General features: G+C 66.4%; 14 protein-coding genes. 4 read left to right on the top strand and 10 right to left on the bottom strand.

The annotated features are described in order from the left end of the window. Positions 1-31: 31 nt before the first annotated feature. Complete coding sequence (locus FHP25_RS21720; RefSeq protein ID WP_178133685.1) at positions 32-1336, top strand: HlyD family type I secretion periplasmic adaptor subunit; 1305 nt, start codon at positions 32-34, stop codon at positions 1334-1336. An 80-nt stretch (positions 1337-1416) separates the two neighbouring features. Here FHP25_RS21720 and FHP25_RS21715 read toward each other — a convergent pair whose 3' ends face one another. Both FHP25_RS21715 and FHP25_RS21710 read right to left on the bottom strand, forming a co-directional pair. After that, positions 1417-2598, bottom strand: a complete 1182-nt coding sequence (locus tag FHP25_RS21715) for an acetyl-CoA C-acyltransferase (protein WP_147849063.1) — start codon at positions 2596-2598, stop codon at positions 1417-1419. A gap of 77 nt (positions 2599-2675) precedes the next feature. Then, on the bottom strand, positions 2676-4772 hold the full coding sequence (locus FHP25_RS21710) for a 3-hydroxyacyl-CoA dehydrogenase NAD-binding domain-containing protein (protein ID WP_147849062.1): 2097 nt from the start codon (positions 4770-4772) through the stop codon (positions 2676-2678). Positions 4773-4986: 214 nt separating this feature from the next. On the opposite strand from FHP25_RS21710, the gene metA reads away from it, so the two are divergent. Next, positions 4987-5907, top strand: coding sequence for a homoserine O-acetyltransferase MetA (metA, locus tag FHP25_RS21705; protein WP_147849061.1), 921 nt, complete (start codon positions 4987-4989; stop codon positions 5905-5907). Positions 5908-5966: 59 nt separating this feature from the next. Here the strand turns inward: metA and FHP25_RS21700 are convergent, their stop codons facing one another. Then, a complete protein-coding gene (locus FHP25_RS21700; RefSeq protein ID WP_147849060.1) occupies positions 5967-6860 on the bottom strand; it encodes a COG3904 family protein in 894 nt (297 codons plus the stop codon). A gap of 5 nt (positions 6861-6865) precedes the next feature. Continuing rightward, positions 6866-8497 (bottom strand): 3-(methylthio)propionyl-CoA ligase, encoded by a 1632-nt coding sequence (locus FHP25_RS21695; RefSeq protein ID WP_147849059.1) that lies wholly within the window; start codon positions 8495-8497, stop codon positions 6866-6868. Positions 8498-8655: 158 nt separating this feature from the next. On the opposite strand from FHP25_RS21695, the gene FHP25_RS21690 reads away from it, so the two are divergent. Further along, positions 8656-9069, top strand: a complete 414-nt coding sequence (locus FHP25_RS21690; protein WP_331461697.1) for a GIY-YIG nuclease family protein — start codon at positions 8656-8658, stop codon at positions 9067-9069. Positions 9070-9172: 103 nt separating this feature from the next. Here the strand turns inward: FHP25_RS21690 and FHP25_RS21685 are convergent, their stop codons facing one another. Then, positions 9173-10804 (bottom strand): 3-(methylthio)propionyl-CoA ligase, encoded by a 1632-nt coding sequence (locus tag FHP25_RS21685; RefSeq protein WP_147849058.1) that lies wholly within the window; start codon positions 10802-10804, stop codon positions 9173-9175. Positions 10805-11053: 249 nt separating this feature from the next. Here FHP25_RS21685 and FHP25_RS21680 point away from each other — a divergent pair, with 249 nt between their 5' ends. Then, positions 11054-11821, top strand: coding sequence for an SDR family NAD(P)-dependent oxidoreductase (locus tag FHP25_RS21680; RefSeq protein ID WP_147849057.1), 768 nt, complete (start codon positions 11054-11056; stop codon positions 11819-11821). A 923-nt stretch (positions 11822-12744) separates the two neighbouring features. Here FHP25_RS21680 and FHP25_RS21675 read toward each other — a convergent pair. From FHP25_RS21675 to FHP25_RS21655, 5 genes are all read right to left on the bottom strand, one after another. Next, positions 12745-13509 (bottom strand): glucose 1-dehydrogenase, encoded by a 765-nt coding sequence (locus FHP25_RS21675; RefSeq protein ID WP_147849056.1) that lies wholly within the window; start codon positions 13507-13509, stop codon positions 12745-12747. Beyond that, on the bottom strand, positions 13496-14311 hold the full coding sequence (locus FHP25_RS21670) for a glucose 1-dehydrogenase (RefSeq protein WP_147849055.1): 816 nt from the start codon (positions 14309-14311) through the stop codon (positions 13496-13498). Before FHP25_RS21670 ends, FHP25_RS21675 begins: the two co-directional genes overlap by 14 nt. Positions 14312-14318: 7 nt before the next feature. Then, entirely contained in the window at positions 14319-15089 is a 771-nt protein-coding gene (locus FHP25_RS21665) for a glucose 1-dehydrogenase (protein ID WP_147849054.1), read from the bottom strand. Between the two features lie 108 nt (positions 15090-15197). Continuing rightward, positions 15198-16361, bottom strand: a complete 1164-nt coding sequence (locus FHP25_RS21660) for an ABC transporter substrate-binding protein (protein WP_147849053.1) — start codon at positions 16359-16361, stop codon at positions 15198-15200. 103 nt (positions 16362-16464) lie between these two features. Next, on the bottom strand, positions 16465-17646 hold the full coding sequence (locus FHP25_RS21655; RefSeq protein WP_147849052.1) for an ABC transporter substrate-binding protein: 1182 nt from the start codon (positions 17644-17646) through the stop codon (positions 16465-16467). Positions 17647-17673: the final 27 nt, after the last annotated feature.

Genomic DNA, 17673 nt, shown 5'->3' with positions numbered 1-17673 from the left:
GCCCAGCCGGACCATGCGTGAGCCGGCGCCCATGGCTACGAACCCCGAGGTGACGACGCACGCCATGGGCGTGCGCGGGCCGCTGCGCTTCGCGCTGGCGCTGGGCATCCTGTTCGCAGGCGGCCTCATCGGCTGGTCGGCGCTGGTGCCGCTGCAGAGCGCGGCGATCGCGCCCGGCATCGTCGTCGTCGACACCAACCGCAAGGCGGTGCAGCATCTCGAAGGCGGGGTCGTGGCGCGGCTGCTGGTGCGGGACGGCGACACGGTCGCGGCCGGCCAGCTTGTGGTGCAGCTCGACCAGACGCAGGCACGATCCGTCGTCGAGCGGCTGCGCGGCCAGCTCCTGGCCTCGCTGGCGCTGCAGGCACGGCTGAAGGCGGAGCGCGACCTGCTGGCCAGCATCGCGTTTCCGCCCGAGCTGGCGGACGACAATGCCACGACAGCCGACATGGTGCGGGCCGAGCGGCGGATCTTCGAGGCCCGCCGCGAGCAGCTCGAGGGTCAGATCCGCATCCTGCGGCAGCGCACCGGCCAGGTCGAGGAGGAGCTGCGCGGCGTCGCCGACGAGATCCGGGCCGAGGACCTGCAGCTGCGGCTGATCCGCGAGGAGATGGCCGATGTCCAGGCGCTGGTCGCCAAGGGCCTGGAGCGCAAGCCGCGGCTGCTGGCGCTGCAGCGGCAGGCCGCCAGCATCGAAGGCCAGCGGGCGCAGAACGTCGCGCATATCGCCCGTGGCCAGCAATCGATCGGCGAGAACGAGATGCGGGTGCTGGACCTGAGGGCGCAGTTCCTGTCAGACGCCGTCCAGAAGCTGCGCGACGAGGAGACGCGCATCTTCGACCTGCGCGAGAAGCTGCGCGCCGCCGAGGACGTGCTGCAGCGTACCGAGATCCGCGCCGCCGTCGCCGGCCGCGTGCAGGGGCTGAAGGTGTTCACCATCGGCGGCGTCGTGCCGCCGCGCGAGACGATCATGGAGATCGTGCCGGGTGAGGAAGCCCTTGTCGTCGAGGCGCGCATGCCGATCAACGACATCGACGTGGTGCAGGCGGGGCTGTCGGTGCAGCTGCGCTTCACCGCGTTCAATCAGCGCTCCACGCCGGCGCTCGCGGGCAGTGTCGTCAACGTCTCGGCCGACCGCATGAACGATCCGCAGACCAACGCGGCTTTCTACCTGCTGCGCATCGTGGTCGATCCGGGCTCGCCGCTGCCCGAGGGCATGAGCCTCTATCCCGGCATGCCGGTCGAGGCCACGATCCGGACCGGCAGCCAGACCCTGCTGGCCTATCTGACCAAGCCGCTACGGGATTCGATGCATCGCGCGCTGCGCGAGCATTGAACGTAGTCCCGAAGGGGCGACAGAAAAAGGGCAGGACCCTGCGGTCCCGCCCTCCGTACCTGTTGCCCGCAGGCCGTGCCTCAGTTTACCACCTCGAACAGGCCGGCCGCGCCCATGCCGCCGCCGATGCACATGGTGACGACCACGTTCTTGGCCTTGCGGCGGCGGCCCTCGATCAGGGCATGGCCGACACAACGGGCGCCGGTCATGCCGAAGGGATGGCCGATCGAGATCGAGCCGCCGTTGACGTTGAGCTTGTCATTGGGGATGCCGAGCTTGTCGCGGCAATAGAGCACCTGCACCGCGAAGGCTTCGTTCAGCTCCCACAGGTCGATGTCGTCCATGGTGAGGCCGAAGCGCTTCAGCAGCGGCGGCACAGCGTAGACCGGCCCGATGCCCATCTCGTCCGGCTCGCAGCCGGCGACGACCAGGCCCTTGTAGATGCCCAGCGGCGTGAGCCCGCGCTTGGCCGCCTCGGCATCGCTCATGACCACGGCGGCAGAGGCGCCATCGGACAGCTGGCTGGCGTTGCCGGCGGTGATCCACTTGTCCGGACCCATCACCGGCTGCAGCTTGCTGAGACCTTCCAGGTTGGTATCGGGCCGGTTGCCTTCATCCTTGGCCAGTTTCACCGTCTTCTTAGAGGTCTCGCCGGTGTTCTTGTCGGTGACGACCATGACCGATTCCATGGCAACGATCTCGTCATCGAACTTGCCGGCCTGCTGGCCGGCGGCAGTGCGCATCTGGCTCTGCAGCCCATACTCGTCCTGCGCTTCGCGGCTGATCTTGTAGCGGCCCGCCACGGTGTCGGCGGTCTGGATCATCGAGTGGTAGATGCCCGGCCGCTTCTCCATCACCCAATCGTTGACCAGGCGGTGGCGGTTGCTCTGGCCCTGCGTCAGCGAGATCGACTCCAGCCCACCGGCGACCATCACCGGCACCTTGTCGATCAGCACGCGCTGGGCGGCCATCGAGATGGTCTGCAAGCCCGACGAGCAGAACCGGTTGACGGTGACGCCCGAGACGCTGACCGGCGCGCCGGCCCGCATTGCCGCCACGCGGGCCACGTTCATGCCGGTGGTGCCTTCCGGTGCGCCGCAGCCGAGGATCACGTCCTCGATCTCGCCCAGCTCGACCTTGGCGCGCTCGGCGGCGTGCTTGATGACATGGGCGCCGAGGTCAGCGCCGTGCGTGTCATTGAAAGCGCCGCGGAAAGCCCTGCCAATCGGGGTGCGTGCGGTCGATACGATAACGGCGTCCATAAGATTCCCTCCTGACTGTGATGGTCGACTGTAGCCTACTTCCTTCGACCCGCGAAGGCGGGGAGAACGGACAATGCTCAAAGGCTGGAGAACTTCCGGTTCTCCTGCACCAGCTTCTTCAGCAGCGGCGCCGGCTCCCAGAACGGGTCGCCCGACATGTCGCGGTACTTCAGCAGCGCATCGTGCACCGCCTTCAGGCCCACGACGTTGTCGGCCCACCACATCGGCCCGCCGCGGTACACCGGCCAGCCGTAGCCGTTGACCCAGATCACGTCGATGTCGAGCGCCCGCTGCGCCATGCCTTCCTCGAGGATCTTGGCGCCCTCGTTCACCATCGGATAGAGGCAGCGCTCGAGGATCTCCTGGTCGGAGAAGGCGCGCCGGGTGATGCCCAGCTTCTTCGAGGTCTCCTCGATGAGCTTCTCGACCTCGGGATCGGGGATCGGGCTGCGGTCGGGCAGGTTGTATTTGTAGTAGCCGGCGCCGGTCTTCTGGCCGAAGCGGCCGAGCTCGCAGATCGCGTCGGCGACATAGCCGGTGTAGCGGACGTTGCGCTGCTCCTTCTCCTTCTTGCCCTGGCGGATGCGCCAGCCGACATCGTTGCCCGCCAGGTCGCTCATCTGGAACGGGCCCATCGGAAAGCCGAAGTCGAAGATCACCTTGTCGACCTGCTGCGGCAGGGCGCCTTCCTCCAGCATGTAGGCCGACTGCACGCCGCGCTGGCGCAGCATGCGGTTGCCGACGAAGCCCTCGCAGACGCCGACCAGGGTCGGGATCTTGCCGATCTTCTTGCTGAGCGACATGACCGTGGCGATGACGTCCTTGGACGTCGCCTTGCCGCGCACGTTCTCCAGCAGCTTCATCACGTTGGCCGGCGAGAAGAAGTGCATGCCGATCACGTCACTCGGCCGCTTGGTGTAGTTGGCGATCTGGTTGACGTCGAGGCCCGAGGTGTTGGTGGCGAGGATGGCGCCCGGCTTGGCAATCGCGTCCAGCTTCGTGAACACGCCCTCCTTGACCTCCATGGTCTCGAACACCGCCTCGATGATGACGTCGGCGTCCTTGAGGTCGTCATAGGAAAGCGTCGGCTTGATCAGCGCCATGCGCTGCTCGACCTGGTCCGCCGTCAGCCCGCCGCGCTTGGCGGTGTTCTCGTAGTTGGTGCGGATCACCTTCATGCCGCGGTCCAGCGCCTCCTGGCTGGTCTCCAGCACGGTGACCGGGATGCCGGCATTGGCGAAGTTCATGGCGATGCCGCCACCCATCGTGCCGCAGCCGATGATGCCACCCGCCTTGATCTCGCGCTGCGGCGTGTCGGCCGGCACGTCGAGCACCTTGGCGGCCTCGCGCTCGGCGAAGAAGTAGTGGCGCTGCGCCGCCGATTCGCTCGACGTGAGCAGCTCCGCGAACAGCTCGCGCTCGCGCTTCATGCCCTCGTCGAACGGCAGGTCGACAGCGGCCTGCACCGTCTTGATGATGTTCCACGGCGCCTTGAAGCCGCGGGCCTTGCGCGCGATTGACTTGGCGAAGTCCTCAATCGCCGTCGGGCTGCCGAGCTTCACCGGCAGGTCGCGGATGCGGCGCAGCGGCGCACCCTGGGCCACCAGCTCACGGGCATAGGCGACGGCGGCGGCCAGCAGGTCGCCGTCGGCGACCTTGTCGACGATGTTCCTGCTCAGCGCTTCCTTGGCCGGGATGTGCCGGCCCGACACCATCGCTTCGAGCGCAAACTCGGCGCCGGCCAAGCGCGGCAGGCGCTGCGTGCCGCCGGCGCCCGGCAGCAGCCCGAGATGCACCTCCGGCAGGCCGACGCGCGCCTGCGGCACGGCGATGCGGTAATGGGCGCCGAACGCCGTCTCCAGGCCGCCACCCAGAGCGGTGCCGTGCAGCGCCGCCACGACCGGCTTGGGGCAGTCCTCCATCGCCGCGATCACGTCATGCAGCGACGTGCCGGACGGCGGCTTGCCGAACTCGCGGATGTCGGCGCCGGCGATGAAGGTGCGGCCGCCGCCGATCACGACGATGGCCTTGATCGCAGGATCGCCCGCGAACGCCTTGATGCCGTCGCCGAGCCCGGTGCGCACCGCAGCGCTGAGCGCGTTCACCGGCGGGTTGTTGACGGTCAGGATTCCGACCTCGCCATCGGTCGAACGAAGAATGGCTGCATCGCTCATGGCTCGCATTCCCTCGTATTGTTTCGCGCCGCGAAAAGCGCTTATGTGCATATGCAAGCCCGCTTAGCACGGCCAGCCGGGCGGCGCGATAGCGGGCGGCGCTGCAGAAGGAGTTTCTCGGTGTCGCCCTGACTTGAATTCTGGCTACCAGTGCGTCTGCGTGCGGTACAAGCACGGGCGAAAGCCCTGCAATCGGGGAAGTGAGATTGAGTCGATGCCGATCAAGATACCTGATGATCTGCCCGCCCGTGCCACGCTGGACGCGGAAGGGGTCATGGTGATGCGTGAGACGGATGCGGTGCGCCAGGACATTCGTCCCATGCGCATCGGCCTGCTCAACCTGATGCCCAACAAGATCAGGACGGAGACGCAGATCGCGCGGCTGCTGGGCGCGACGCCGCTGCAGGTGGAGCTTACCCTGGTTAAGATGACCAACCATGTCGCGCGCAATACGCCCAGCGAGCATATCATTTCATTCTATCGCGACTGGGAGGACGTCCGGTCCGAGAAGTTCGACGGCTTCATCGTCACCGGCGCTCCCGTGGAGACCATGCCGTTCGAGCAGGTGACCTACTGGGACGAGCTGCGGCGGGTCTTCGACTGGACGCAGACCCACGTGCATGGCTGCTTCAATATCTGCTGGGGCGCGCAGGCGGCGATCAACCACTTCCACGGCATTCCCAAGCACCAACTGGTCCAAAAGGCGTTCGGAGTCTTCCGCCACCGCAATCTCGCCCCGACCTCGCCCTATCTGCGCGGCTTCTCCGACGATTTCTCGATCCCGGTGTCCCGCTGGACCGAGATTCGCCGCGAGGACATCCCGGCGGACACCGCAATGAGCGTGCTGATGGAGTCGGACGAGGCGGGGCTGTGCTTGCTTGACGATCCCGCGCACAGATCGCTGCACATGTTCAATCACATCGAATACGACTCCAGCTCGCTCGGCGAGGAGTACTTCCGCGACGTTGCGGTCAACAAGCAGATCACCCCGCCGAAGAACTACTTCCCCAACGACGATCCCAGTTGCCAGCCGGAGAACCGCTGGCGCAGCCAGGCTCACCTGTTGTTCGGCAACTGGATCAACCAGCTCTACCAGACGACACCGTTTGACGTGTCGGCGATCGGAAACCGATAGGGCAGGTGGATGGCTCTGGCCCGCCGACAGGCGGCGTCGGGCGTCGGGCTGGCTGACGCCTAGGGGATGACCTGGTGGACGGCGCCGGCGTCGATGAGCTCGGCCGGCGACGGAATCCACAGGGACTCGGCCGGTGTATTGGTGGCGCGTTCGGCGAAGTCGACATCGACGCCGGCCGAGACCAGGAAGCGCAGCATGCCGCGATTGGTCTTGTCGAGCTCCGACTGCGGCAGGCCGGGAAAGGCGGCGCCGTGGAACCCGAGCCTGGCGCCCTGGCGCATGCGGCGCGTGCTGCCGCCGAGATAGGCGATGGTGCACGCCGACAGGCAGAAGGTATCAACGACGGTGTCGAGCCGGCGGGCGCGGATGGCGGCATAGATCTCGACGGCCTCGCCCAGGCGGCCGCCCGGGCTTTGCAGGTGGACCGTCGTGACCTTGGCGGCCGAGCGCAGCAGACGCTTGAACTCATCGGCCGTCCCCACTGAAAAGGTGCGGGAGAAGAAGAGCTGCGTGCCGTCGTCCGACACGGCCATGACGCCGTCGCGCAACGCCGTGTCGCCATGCGCGATGTGCCAGAGCTCGACGACGGACGGCACGGTCTTCTCGTAGGTGACGAGCCCGCTGGCGGCTAGCACGACGGCTGCCAGCCCGGTGCTGAGCCAGCGCGTCGACGCCGGCTCCCGTTGCGCGTTGCGGGCGCTGGCCAGCCACACCAGGCCGACCTGGACGGCGCTGAACACCATCGCGGCCGCGATCGCCGCTGCAAGGATGACGACCTCGGCCGTGGACGGATCAGGGAGCTTGGTGACGCTGATCCAGATGGCGCCCAGCGCCACCAGCTGGGCCACCAGCACCCAGCCGGCCCGGGTGTAGGCCTGGTACAGCAGGGGCGCCGCGCCGATCCGCCACAACCCCACATCCGCCCAGGCCGGGATGCGGGGGCGGTCATCCATCGCCGCTACGCCGTCGGCAGGGTGTAGTCCTTGAACGTACGGCGCAGCTCGGTCTTCAGCACCTTGCCGGTGGCGCCGTGCGGGATGGCGTCGACGAACGCGACGTCGTCGGGCAGCCACCACTTGGCGACCTTGTCCTTGACGAAGTCGAGGATCTCCTGCTTGCCGGCATCGACGCCCGATTTGAGCTGCACGATCAGCAGCGGCCGCTCATCCCACTTGGGATGATGCACGCCGATCACGGCGGCCTCGGCCACGGCCGGATGGCCCATGGCGGCATTCTCCAGGTCGATGGTGCTGATCCATTCGCCGCCCGACTTGATGACGTCCTTGGAGCGGTCGGTGATCACCATGGAGCCGTCCGGCTCCAGCTTCGACACGTCGCCGGTGTGGAACCAGCCGTCCTTGGTGAAGGCGCCGGTGCCTTCGCTTTTCATGTAGCCGCTGACGATCCACGGGCCGCGCACCATCAGGTTGCCGCTGGCCTTGCCGTCGTTGGGCAGGGTGGTGCCCTCGTCGTCGACGATCTTCATCTCGACGCCGAACACCGGCCGGCCCTGCTTGGCGATGATGTCGAAGCGCGCATCGTCGGGCAGCGACCGCTCGCCTCGGTTGAAGCGCGTGAGCGTGCCTACGGGGCTCATCTCGGTCATGCCCCAGCCCTGCGCCACCTCGACCTGGTGATCGTTCCAGAAGCGGGCGATCATGGCGCGCGGCACGGCCGAGCCGCCGATCAGCGTGCGCTTCATCCTGGTGAGCTTCTTGCCGTTCTGGTCGCAGTAGTTCAGCAGCCCCAGCCATACCGTCGGCACGCCGGCGCTGAGATCGACGTCCTCCTTGTCCAGCAGCTCATAGACGCTGGCGCCGTCGAGCTGGTGGCCGGGGAAGACGAGCTTGCAGCCGCTCATCGGGCAGCCATAGACGAGGCCCCAGGCGTTGGCATGGAACATCGGCACCACGGGCAGGACCGTGTTGTCGGGGTTGAGCCCCAGCACCGCGCCGCTGGTCATCATGATCGAGTGCAGCAGCGTCGAGCGGTGGCTGTAGAGCACGCCCTTGGGATTGCCGGTGGTGCCCGAGGTGTAGCAGAGTGAGGAGGCGGTGCGCTCGTCGAACAGCGGCCACTCCAGAGTCCCGGGCTTGTCGGCGATCAGCTCCTCGTAGCACAGCAGGTTCGCGATCTTGCTCTGCGCCGGCATGTGCGCGCGGTCGGTCATCACCACGACATGGCGCACGGTCTTGAGCTGGCCGATCACGTTCTCGACCACCGGCAGCAGGTTCAGGTCGACGAAGATCACCTGGTCTTCGGCATGGTTGGCGATATAGGCGACATGGTCCGGCGCAAGTCGCGGATTGAGCGTGTGCAGCACGGCGCCGATGCCCGACACGGCGAAGTACAGCTCGAAATGCCGGTAGCCGTTCCAGGCCACGGTGCCGACCCGGTCGCCGAGCTTGATGCCCAGCCCCTGCAGGGCCTCGGCCAGCTGCCTGGCGCGCCGGTTGGCGTCGCGATAGGTGTAGCGATGGATCGGACCTTCGATCGTGCGCGACACGATCTCGACGTCGCCGTAGTAGTCGGCGGCGAAGTCGATGATCTGCGAGATCAACAGCGGACGATCCTGCATCAGGCCAAGCATGGTCTCTCCCTGGCGTTTGTGATTGGAAGGCGCACGTAGCCGTCGTCCCGAGCGGAGCCGCGCGGAGCGCGGTGCAGTCGAGGGACCTTGTTTGCACAATCTAGGACGTTGTTGTTGAAGCAAGGTCCCTCCACGCGGCCCTTCGGGCCCTGGTCGGGATGACGAAAGCGCAGTGGACCCATCCGGGTAATGAGCACCAAGTAGGCGCTCACCCGGCGACGCAGTCGAGGGACCTTGCCACCACGATCGAGGTGTTCGAAGCTACGACCTCGATGTTCGACGGGAAGCGCCAACCGGCAGTCTACATTCTGGCTAGCCCTAACCGGCGAGCCATCTACGTCGGCGTGACGACCAACCTGGAAAGGCGGCTCATCGAGCATCGTCTGGGACGGGTCGAGCACACGGCTCAGTACAACATCCGCTGCCTTGTATACGTCGAAGCTCACGAGACGGCTCCGGACGCGATTGCAAGGGAAAAGCAGATCAAACGCTGGCGCCGCGAGAAGAAGGTCGCATTGATTGACTCCGTCAACCCCGAATGGGAAGACTTGGCGCCCGAAGCCAGCATGTGATCCACGTTTCAGCAGCCGTTCGGCTTCTCGAAGGTCCCTCGACTACGCCGCGCTGCGCACGGCTTCGCTCGGGACGACGGAAATCGCATTGATCAATCCCCTTTCACGCCGTCGGCAATTTGTAGTCCTTGAAGTCCTCGCGCAGGCGCGTCTTGAGGATCTTGCCGGTGGCCGTGTGCGGGATCGAGTCGACGAAGGTGACGTCATCGGGCAGCCACCACTTGGCGACCTTGTCCTTGAGGAAGCCCAGCAAGGCATCCTTGTCGACGTCGGCCCCGGCCTTCTTTTGGATGATCAGCAGCGGGCGCTCGTCCCACTTGGGATGGTGGATGCCGATCACGGCCGCCTCGGCCACGGCGGGGTGCGCCATGGCGGCGTTCTCCAGGTCGATCGAGCTGATCCATTCGCCGCCCGACTTGATCACGTCCTTGGACCGGTCGGTGATCTGCATGTAGCCGTCGGCATCGAGGGTGGCCACGTCGCCGGTGGGGAACCAGCCGCCGTCGCGCAGCGGGTTGCCGCCCTCGTCCTTGAAATAGCCCGACGTGATCCAGGGGCCGCGCACCAGCAGGTCGCCGAAGGCCTTGCCGTCGCGCGGCAGCGCCTTCCCGCTGTCGTCCACGATCTTCATCTCGACGCCGAACAGCACGCGACCCTGCTTGGCCTTGACCGCGTTCTGCTCGGCCTCGGACATCTTCCGGTGCTTGGCCTTGGGCGTGTTGACCGTCCCCAGCGGGCTCATCTCGGTCATGCCCCAGGCATGCAGGACGTCCACGCCGTAGTCGCGCTTGAATGTCTCGATCATGGCCGGCGGGCAGGCCGAGCCGCCGATCACCGACTTGCGCAGGGTCGAGAGCTTGAGCTTCTTGGCCTGCAGGTGCTGCAGCAGCAGCAGCCAGACCGTGGGCACGCCGGCGGTGATGGTCACGCCCTCGGCCTCGAACAGCTCGTAGAGGCTGGCGCCGTCCAGGGCAGCGCCGGGGAACACCAGCTTGGCGCCCGACAGGCAGCCGGAATAAGGCAGGCCCCAGGCGTTGACATGGAACATCGGCACCACCGGCAGCACCGAGTCGCGCGCCGAGATGCCGATGCCGTCCGGCAGGGCGCTGGCGTAGGCGTGCAGGATGGTCGAGCGGTGGTGGTAGAGCACGCCCTTGGGGTTGCCCGTGGTGCCCGAGGTGTAGCACAGCGACGAGGCGGTGCGCTCGTCGAAGACCGGCCACTCGAAGGTGCCGGGCTGGCCGCCGATCAGCTCCTCATAGACCAGCAGGTTGGGGATATCGATGTCGGCCGGCAGGTGGGCGCGGTCGGTCATGGCCACGATGTGGCGCACCGTCTTGAGCTGCGGCGCCAGGCTCTCGACCAGCGGCAGGATGTTGATGTCCACGAAGAGGAGCTGGTCCTCGGCGTGGTTGACGATATAGGCGATCTGCTCGGGAAACAGGCGCGGGTTGATGGTGTGGCATACCGCGCCCATGCCAGAGATGCCGTAATAGAGCTCGAAATGCCGGTAGCCGTTCCAGGCCAGGGTTCCGATCCGGTCGCCCTGGCGGATGCCCAGCCCGGCCAGGGCCTCGGACACCTGCTTGGCGCGCCGGTGGGCGTCGCTGTAGGTGTAGCGGTGGATCGGCCCTTCGACGGTCCGCGAGACGATCTCGGTGTCGCCGTGGAAATCGGCGGCGAAGTCGATGAGCTGCGAGATCAGAAGCGGGCGGTCCTGCATCAGGCCGAGCATCGGGTGTTCTCCTCCGGAAGGGCGGACGTTGATTATATCAGTAGGCCGCAATTAAGCCGTGGTCGGCGAGCCGTCAATGCTGCGGCGCAAGCAGCGCGCGCAAGGCTCGTGCCACCGCGTGATACCGTGAACACGCCGTCGATCCCAGAGCGGCGAGCCGCCAGACGAACGGTCCTGGCCGGCAGGCTTGCGCCGGGTATGCGTGCAGGCCAGGGTGCGCGAAACGCCATCCAAGACGGAGCAGCATCCATGGCATCGCCGCTTTTCGACCTCACCGGCAAGGTCGCCATCGTCACCGGCTCGAGCAAGGGCATCGGCCAGTCGATCGCCGAGCAGCTCGCGCTGCAGGGCGCCAAGGTGGTGATCTCCAGCCGCAAGCTGCCCAACTGCGAGGTGGTGGCCGAGGGGATCCGCAAGCGGGGCGGCGAGGCGATTGCCGTCGGCTGCAACATTTCCGAGAAAGCCCAGCTCGAGAGGCTGGTGGCCGAGACCCGCAAGGCGTTCGGGCCCATCGACATCGTGGTCTGCAACGCCGCGTCCAACCCCTATTACGGGCCGACCGAGAAGATGCCGGACGAGGCCTTCACCAAGATCATGCGGAACAACATCCTGTCCAATGTCTGGCTGATCACGATGTGCCTGCCGGACATGCGCGCCAAGAAGGACGGGGCCGTGATCATCGTATCGTCGATCGGCGGCCTGCGCGGCACCGCCGTGCTGGGCGCCTACGGCATCTCCAAGGCTGCCGACATGGCGCTCACCCGCAACCTCGCCATCGAGCTGGGGCCCGACAATATCCGGGTCAACACCATCGCGCCGGGGCTGGTGAAGACGGATTTCGCTCGCGCGCTGTGGGAGAATCCCGAGTACCTCAACAAGCGGTTGCAGACGGCGCCGCTGCGGCGAATCGGTGAGCCCGACGATATTGGCGGCATCGCCGTGATGCTGGCGTCCAAGGCCGGCGCCTTCATCACCGGCCAGACGATTGTCGCTGACGCAGGTGTGACCATAGCCTGACGGCGCCAGTCAGTCGAAGATCTGGCACCCGGCCAATTCGGCCGGGTTTTCGTGAGTTTTTATATTGATTTAATAGTGTTTTCTCATCTGATATTTCAGGTGAAGTTATTGGGGGTGAGCGTGTGGCCGTCAAGAAGTGGCGGAGCTTTCGTCAAAGGAGTGTCAATTTACGATTGGCTTGAGGTGTTTTTGTCAAGTTGTTAGTAAAAAGAGTATTTTTGAGGACCCTTAACGCGATTCCGTTTGAGGGAACAGGACGAGCCCAGTAGCTTTGTGATGTCGAGGGAGCGGTCGGACCGGTTTGGCGGGCGCGCCAGAAGACGGATTGACGGGTGCCCACCCATATTCCCTTCCCCCATACTCGGGCATTTGTTGATCAATCTTCGACCGTAAGGTCGTCTCCCTCAACGCCATAGTGAGAAGTCATGGTTGCACAAGGATTGCCCGTGGCGGACCTGCGCGGCCCGCGTCGATAGCGTCGAACGTGCCGGCAGCAGGGGCCTCGTCACCGATGTCGTGGCGTCCAGCATCTGGACGTGATGTCGCGGCCCTTGCGGTCCCTGACCTGATTTCTCACCTCAACAGCGTTGCGTAGTGGTCCTGAAGCGTTCGGTTGAGCTGCGTACCCCTCTCATCGAACCAGCGCGCTGAACGCACGCGGCGCGCCGGCGAAGGTAGTCTGGATCTGGTTCCCCGGCCGGATTCAGGCGCCGGTGGCCCTCAGGGCCCCAGTAATATTGTCCTGCGGCGCACCGAACGCACGCGGTGCGTGATGGCGGTTGGTCCGGTTCCCCGGCTGGGCCGACCGTCAATGGCCTCTCCCCGGAGGTCCCGCAGTGTAGAGGCGCCACCGCGCTGGCGGCGCTCCTATCGAGGCGGCGCACCCGTTCCCCGGCGGGTCGCCGCCTCATCTTTGTCCGGCATCAGGCCGTGAGGCCGCCATCGGCCACGAACTCGGCGCCGGTCGAGAACGACGATTCATCCGACAGCAGGAACAGGACCAGCCGCGCGATCTCCTCCGGCTGGCCCAGTCGCCCCATCGGATGCAGGTTTTCCAGATGCTGGCGCCCCGTCATGTTGTCGACCGAGCGGGTCAGCCGCGACGCGATCATCGGGGTCTCGATATAGCCGGGGTGCACCGAGTTGCACCGGATATTGTAGCCATGCCGGGCGCAGTGCACGGCCACGTTCTTGGTGAGCAGCCGCACGGCGCCCTTGCTGGCGGCGTAGGCGGGCGTGCCGGCCGTGCCCCGCAGTCCGAGCACGGAGGAGATGTTCACGATCGACCCGCCGCCGCTGGCGCGCATGACCCGCACCGCATGCTTGCAGCCAAGGAAGACGCCCAGGCCGTTGACGCGATAGACACGATGGAAGTCGTCCAGCGAGCAGGACTCGATGTCCTGGGCCATGCCGATGCCGGCGCCGTTGAGCAGGCCGTCGAGCCGGCCGAACCGGGCCACGGTGTCGTCGACCAGCTGTTCCCAATCGGCTTCCACGGTGACGTCCAGGGGCATGAAGACGGCATGCCGGCCGCTGTCGGCAACCACCTGACGGGCATGGTCGGCCTGCGTTGCCAGGTCGGCCACGACCACGGTGGCGCCCGCCGCCGCGGCCAGCCGGCAGGTGGCGGCGCCGATGCCGGAGGCGCCGCCGGTGATGATCAGCGTCTTGGCGTCAAGGCGCGGCAAGGGGCGTTCTCCTCTGGAAGCCGGACGTGATGCCGCCGTCGACGATCAATTCGGCGCCGGTCATGAAGCGGGAGCGGTCGGAGGCGAGATAGAGCACTGCTTCGGCGATGTCGTCCGGCGCGCCCATATGGCCGACCGGATGCAGCGCGCCGACCAGCGCCTTGCCGGCTTCGCGGCCGACCGCCTGCCACAGCGGATTGAAGATGGGGGTGTCGATGCCGCCGGGATGCACCGAATTGCAGCGGATGTCGTAGCGCTTCTCGGCGCAATGCTGGGCCACGCTCTTGGTCAGCAGCCGCACCGCGCCCTTGCTGGCGGTGTAGGCGCAGGGACCGGCGCCGCCGACCATGCCTGCGATCGAGGAAACATTGACGATGGCGCCCTTGGCCGCCGGCTTGCCGCGCCCGGTGCGCTTCATGGCGGCGATCCCGTGCTTGCAGCCCAGGAACACGCCGTCGAGATTGACCGCGTGGGTGCGCTCCCAGGCCTCGACCGTGGTGTCCTCGATCGAGCCCGACCCGGCGATGCCGGCATTGTTGACCAGGATGTCCAGCCGGCCGAGACGGGCCAGCGTGTCGTCGATCAGGGCCAGCCAGGCGCCCTCGCTGGCGACATCGAGGTGGCGGAAGGAGGCGCGCGCGCCGATGTCGCGGGCGACGGCCGCGCCCGGCCCGTCCTGCACGTCGCCGATCACCACGTCGGCGCCGCAGGCGGCCAGAAGACGGGCGCAGGCGGCGCCGATGCCGGAGGCGCCGCCGGTGACGATCGCCACGCGGCCGGCCAACTCGTCGGAAGATGTCATCGCGGCCTCAGATCGCCGTGCAACCGCCGTCGACCACCATCTCGGCGCCGGTGGTGAACTTCGATTCGTCGGAGGCGAGGTAGAGGATCATGTAGCCGATGTCGTTGGGTTCGCCGATGCGGCCCATCGGGACCATGCGCGTCAGCCGCTTGCGTGCCTTGTCCGGATCCGCATCGGCATCGATGCCGCCTTGCACCATGGGCGTGTCGATGAAGGCGGGATGCACGGAATTGCAGCGGATCGGATAGCCGGCGCGCGCGCAGTGCAAGGCCACGCTCTTGGTCAACAGGCGCACGGCGGCCTTCGACGGGCTGTAGCACGCCATCTGCCAGCCGCTCACCAGGCCGGCGACCGACGATATGTTGACGATGGAGTTCAGCTCGCCGTTGCCTTTCATGACGCGCACGGCGTTCTGGCAGCCCAGGAAGGTGCCTTCGGCGTTGACCGCCATCATGCGCTGGAACTGGCGCAGCGACACCTGCTCGATGGAACCGTCGGGTCCGGCGATGCCGGCGGAGTTCACCAGCACGTTGATCTTGCCGAAGTGTTCCAGGGTGCGGTCGATGGCCACGGTCCAGCTCGATTCGCTGGCGACATTGTGCTCGAGAAAGAGGGCGTCGCCGCCGATCTCGCGCGCCGCCTGCTGGCCCTTGTCCTGCTGGATGTCGGTGATCACCACCCGGGCGCCCTCGGCCGCCATCAGCTTCGCCGCGGCCAGGCCCAGGCCCGATGCGCCACCCGTGATCACCGCCACCTTGCCCGCGACTCGCCCAGCCATCCTGCTCCTCCGCTGCTGCCAAGCGGAGCTTACCCAAGCCATGACCGGGCTGTCATCCCGCGCACGGGCAACAGGCGCTGCATCGCCGCCCTGCGGCGAGGCCCTGTCTCAGTAGGTGAGCGCTGGGGTGATGCGCGACCAGCGGCCGTCCTTCACGACCGCCAGGAAGGAGGCGTTCGCACCCTGGCGGATGTCGGGGCCGAAGCTGATCGCCGGTCCATTGAAGATGTCCTTGTAGCCCTTGATCGCCTCCATGCCCTTGATGAAGCTGTCCGAGGTCAGGTCGGCGCCGGCATTCTTGAGCCCGGTGGCGGTGAGGTCGGCGGCGACATAGCCGTAGACGGCGCCCATGTTGGGGTCGACATTGAACTTCTTCTTGTAGGTCTCGGCGAAGGCGCGGATCTCGGGCGAGGCGCTGTCGGCATAGGGGATGTTGGTGACGCTCATGGCATAGAACCCGTCCATGCCCTGGGCGGTGGCGGCCACGACCTCGTAGGCGGCGCTGGAGGCCACGAAGTCGACGTCGGTCCAGCCCATCTTGCGTGCGGTGGTGTAGGGCACGATCGAGTCACGGGTGATGCTGCCCAGCAGGACGAGATCGCAGCCCGCCTGGCGCAGCTTCAGCAGAGGCGCCGAGAAGTCCTGGTCGGTCGGCTTGTGGGTCGTGATCTCCTTCAGGCTGATACCGAGCTTCGCGGCCTGCAGCGTGCCGCCATCCAGGATCTCCTTGCCGAAATCGGTGTCCTGGTACATCACGCAGACAGCCTTCTTGCCCTTTTCCTTCACGAAGTAGCTCACGGCCGCCCGCATCTGGTCGGTGTACGAGGCGCTGTTGGCGAACTTCAGGCGGTCGAGCGGCTCGTACATCGAGCGCGCGGCCGAGAACGGGAACAGGTTCGGTACGCCGGCAGCGAGCTGGTCCTTGAAGCAGGCGTTGTTCATCGGCGTGCCGCCGGCCGCCACGATGGCGAACACCTTGTCGCGGTTGATCAGCTTGTTGCAGGCCTGCACCGCCTTGGGCACCTGGTAGCCGTGGTCCTCGACGATGAGGCGCACCTTGCGGCCGTTGATGCCGCCCTGGTCGTTGATGGCGCCGAACCGCAGGTTCATGCCGTTGACCGACGCCGAGCCCGACACGGAGCCGACCCCGGACAGGTCGGTGTGCGAGCCCAGGACAATCTCGGTCTTGGTCACGCCGCGGGTCTGCGCCGAGGCCCCTGTGGCCATGGCCACAAGCGCGCAGGCCGCCAGCATCGTCAGCCGGTGGGACATCGTTTCCTCCGTTTGGATTTCTTCTGCCGGGCCGTCATCCCGAGCATCCTTCGACAGGCTCGGGACGAAGAGAGGAATCTTTCGAGGATCGAGAAGGCAGCGATCAGAATCCGAGCGGCTGCGTGACGCGGGTCCAGCGGCCGCCCTTGACCTCGGCCAGGAACGACGAGTTGGCGCCCTGACGGATCTGCGGGCCGAAATTCTGCTCGGCGCCGTTGAAGATGTCCTTGTAGCCTTTGATCGCTTCCATGCCCTTGATGAAGCTGTCCAGCGTCAGGTCGGGGCCGGCGTTCTTCAGGCCGAGCACCGTGAGGTCGGCGGCGACATGGCCGTAGACCGCGCCGATGTTGGGATCAATGTTGAACTTCTTCTTGTAGCGTTCCACGAACTCGCGGATGGCGGGGACGGGGCTGTCGGCGTAGGGCATCTCGGTCAGGCCCATGGCGTAGAAGCCGTCCATGCCCTGGGCGGCGCCGACCACCGAGTCGTAGGTTGCCGCCGAGCCCACGAAATCGACATCGGTCCAGCCCATCTTGCGTGCCGTCACGTAGGGGATGATCGAGTCGCGCACGATGGTGCCCATCAGGACTAGGTCGCAGCCGGCCTGGCGCAGCTTGGTGATGGGGGCGGTGAAGTCCTGGTCGGTGGGCTTATGGGCCGTGGCCTCGACCAGCTTGATGCCAAGCTTCTTGGCCTGGGTCTCGGCGCCGTCCAGGATCTCCTTGCCGTAGTCGGTATCCTGGTACATCACGCAGACGGCCTTCTTGCCCTTCTCCTTCACGAAGTAGTTCACGGCCGACCGGATCTGGTCGAAGTAGGACGCCGCGAAATAGAACTTCAGGCGATGGAACGGCTCGAACATCATGCGCGAGGCGGTGAGCGGGAAGAGGTTGGGCACCTCGGCGGCGAGCTGATCCTTGAAGCAGGCGTTGTTCATCGGCGTGCCGGCGGCCTGCACGAAGGCGAACACCTTGTCGCGGTTGATGAGCTTGTTGCAGGCCTGCACGGCCTTGGGCACCTGGTAGCCCTGGTCCTCGACGATGAGGCGGATCTTGCGGCCGTTGATGCCACCTGCATCGTTGGCCTCATCGAAGCGCATCTTCACGGCATTGGACGACGAGACGCCGTAGGTCGCCCCGACTCCCGACAGGTCGGTATGCATGCCCAGCAGGATCTCGGTCTTGGTCACGCCACGTGTCTGCGCGGCGGCGCCCGTTGCCACGGCCGCCACGACCGAAGCTGCCATCATCGCCCATTTCAAGCCCATTGCGATCGTCTCCTCCATCGAAACTCCTCTCCCGCGGCGCGGGAG

Source organism: Vineibacter terrae, from assembly GCF_008039615.1.
Lineage (GTDB): Bacteria > Pseudomonadota > Alphaproteobacteria > Reyranellales > Reyranellaceae > Vineibacter > Vineibacter terrae.
The sequence above is the reverse complement of the archived record's forward strand: the minus strand, read 5'-3'. Positions and strand labels throughout refer to the sequence as shown.

Bases quoted from the DNA above. Each gene is read 5' to 3' on its own strand.
- FHP25_RS21660 (WP_147849053.1), bottom strand. From the start codon at position 16,361: ATGTCCCACCGGCTGACGATGCTGGCGGCCTGCGCGCTTGTGGCCATG.
- FHP25_RS21715 (WP_147849063.1), bottom strand. From the start codon at position 2,598: ATGGACGCCGTTATCGTATCGACCGCACGCACCCCGATTGGCAGGGCT.
- FHP25_RS21680 (WP_147849057.1), top strand. From the start codon at position 11,054: ATGGCATCGCCGCTTTTCGACCTCACCGGCAAGGTCGCCATCGTCACC.
- FHP25_RS21710 (WP_147849062.1), bottom strand. From the start codon at position 4,772: ATGAGCGATGCAGCCATTCTTCGTTCGACCGATGGCGAGGTCGGAATC.
- FHP25_RS21685 (WP_147849058.1), bottom strand. From the start codon at position 10,804: ATGCTCGGCCTGATGCAGGACCGCCCGCTTCTGATCTCGCAGCTCATC.
- FHP25_RS21655 (WP_147849052.1), bottom strand. From the start codon at position 17,646: ATGGAGGAGACGATCGCAATGGGCTTGAAATGGGCGATGATGGCAGCT.
- FHP25_RS21695 (WP_147849059.1), bottom strand. From the start codon at position 8,497: ATGCTTGGCCTGATGCAGGATCGTCCGCTGTTGATCTCGCAGATCATC.
- FHP25_RS21700 (WP_147849060.1), bottom strand. From the start codon at position 6,860: ATGGATGACCGCCCCCGCATCCCGGCCTGGGCGGATGTGGGGTTGTGG.
- FHP25_RS21670 (WP_147849055.1), bottom strand. From the start codon at position 14,311: ATGACATCTTCCGACGAGTTGGCCGGCCGCGTGGCGATCGTCACCGGC.
- FHP25_RS21690 (WP_331461697.1), top strand. From the start codon at position 8,656: ATGACGAAAGCGCAGTGGACCCATCCGGGTAATGAGCACCAAGTAGGC.
- FHP25_RS21665 (WP_147849054.1), bottom strand. From the start codon at position 15,089: ATGGCTGGGCGAGTCGCGGGCAAGGTGGCGGTGATCACGGGTGGCGCA.
- FHP25_RS21720 (WP_178133685.1), top strand. From the start codon at position 32: ATGGCTACGAACCCCGAGGTGACGACGCACGCCATGGGCGTGCGCGGG.
- metA (WP_147849061.1), top strand. From the start codon at position 4,987: ATGCCGATCAAGATACCTGATGATCTGCCCGCCCGTGCCACGCTGGAC.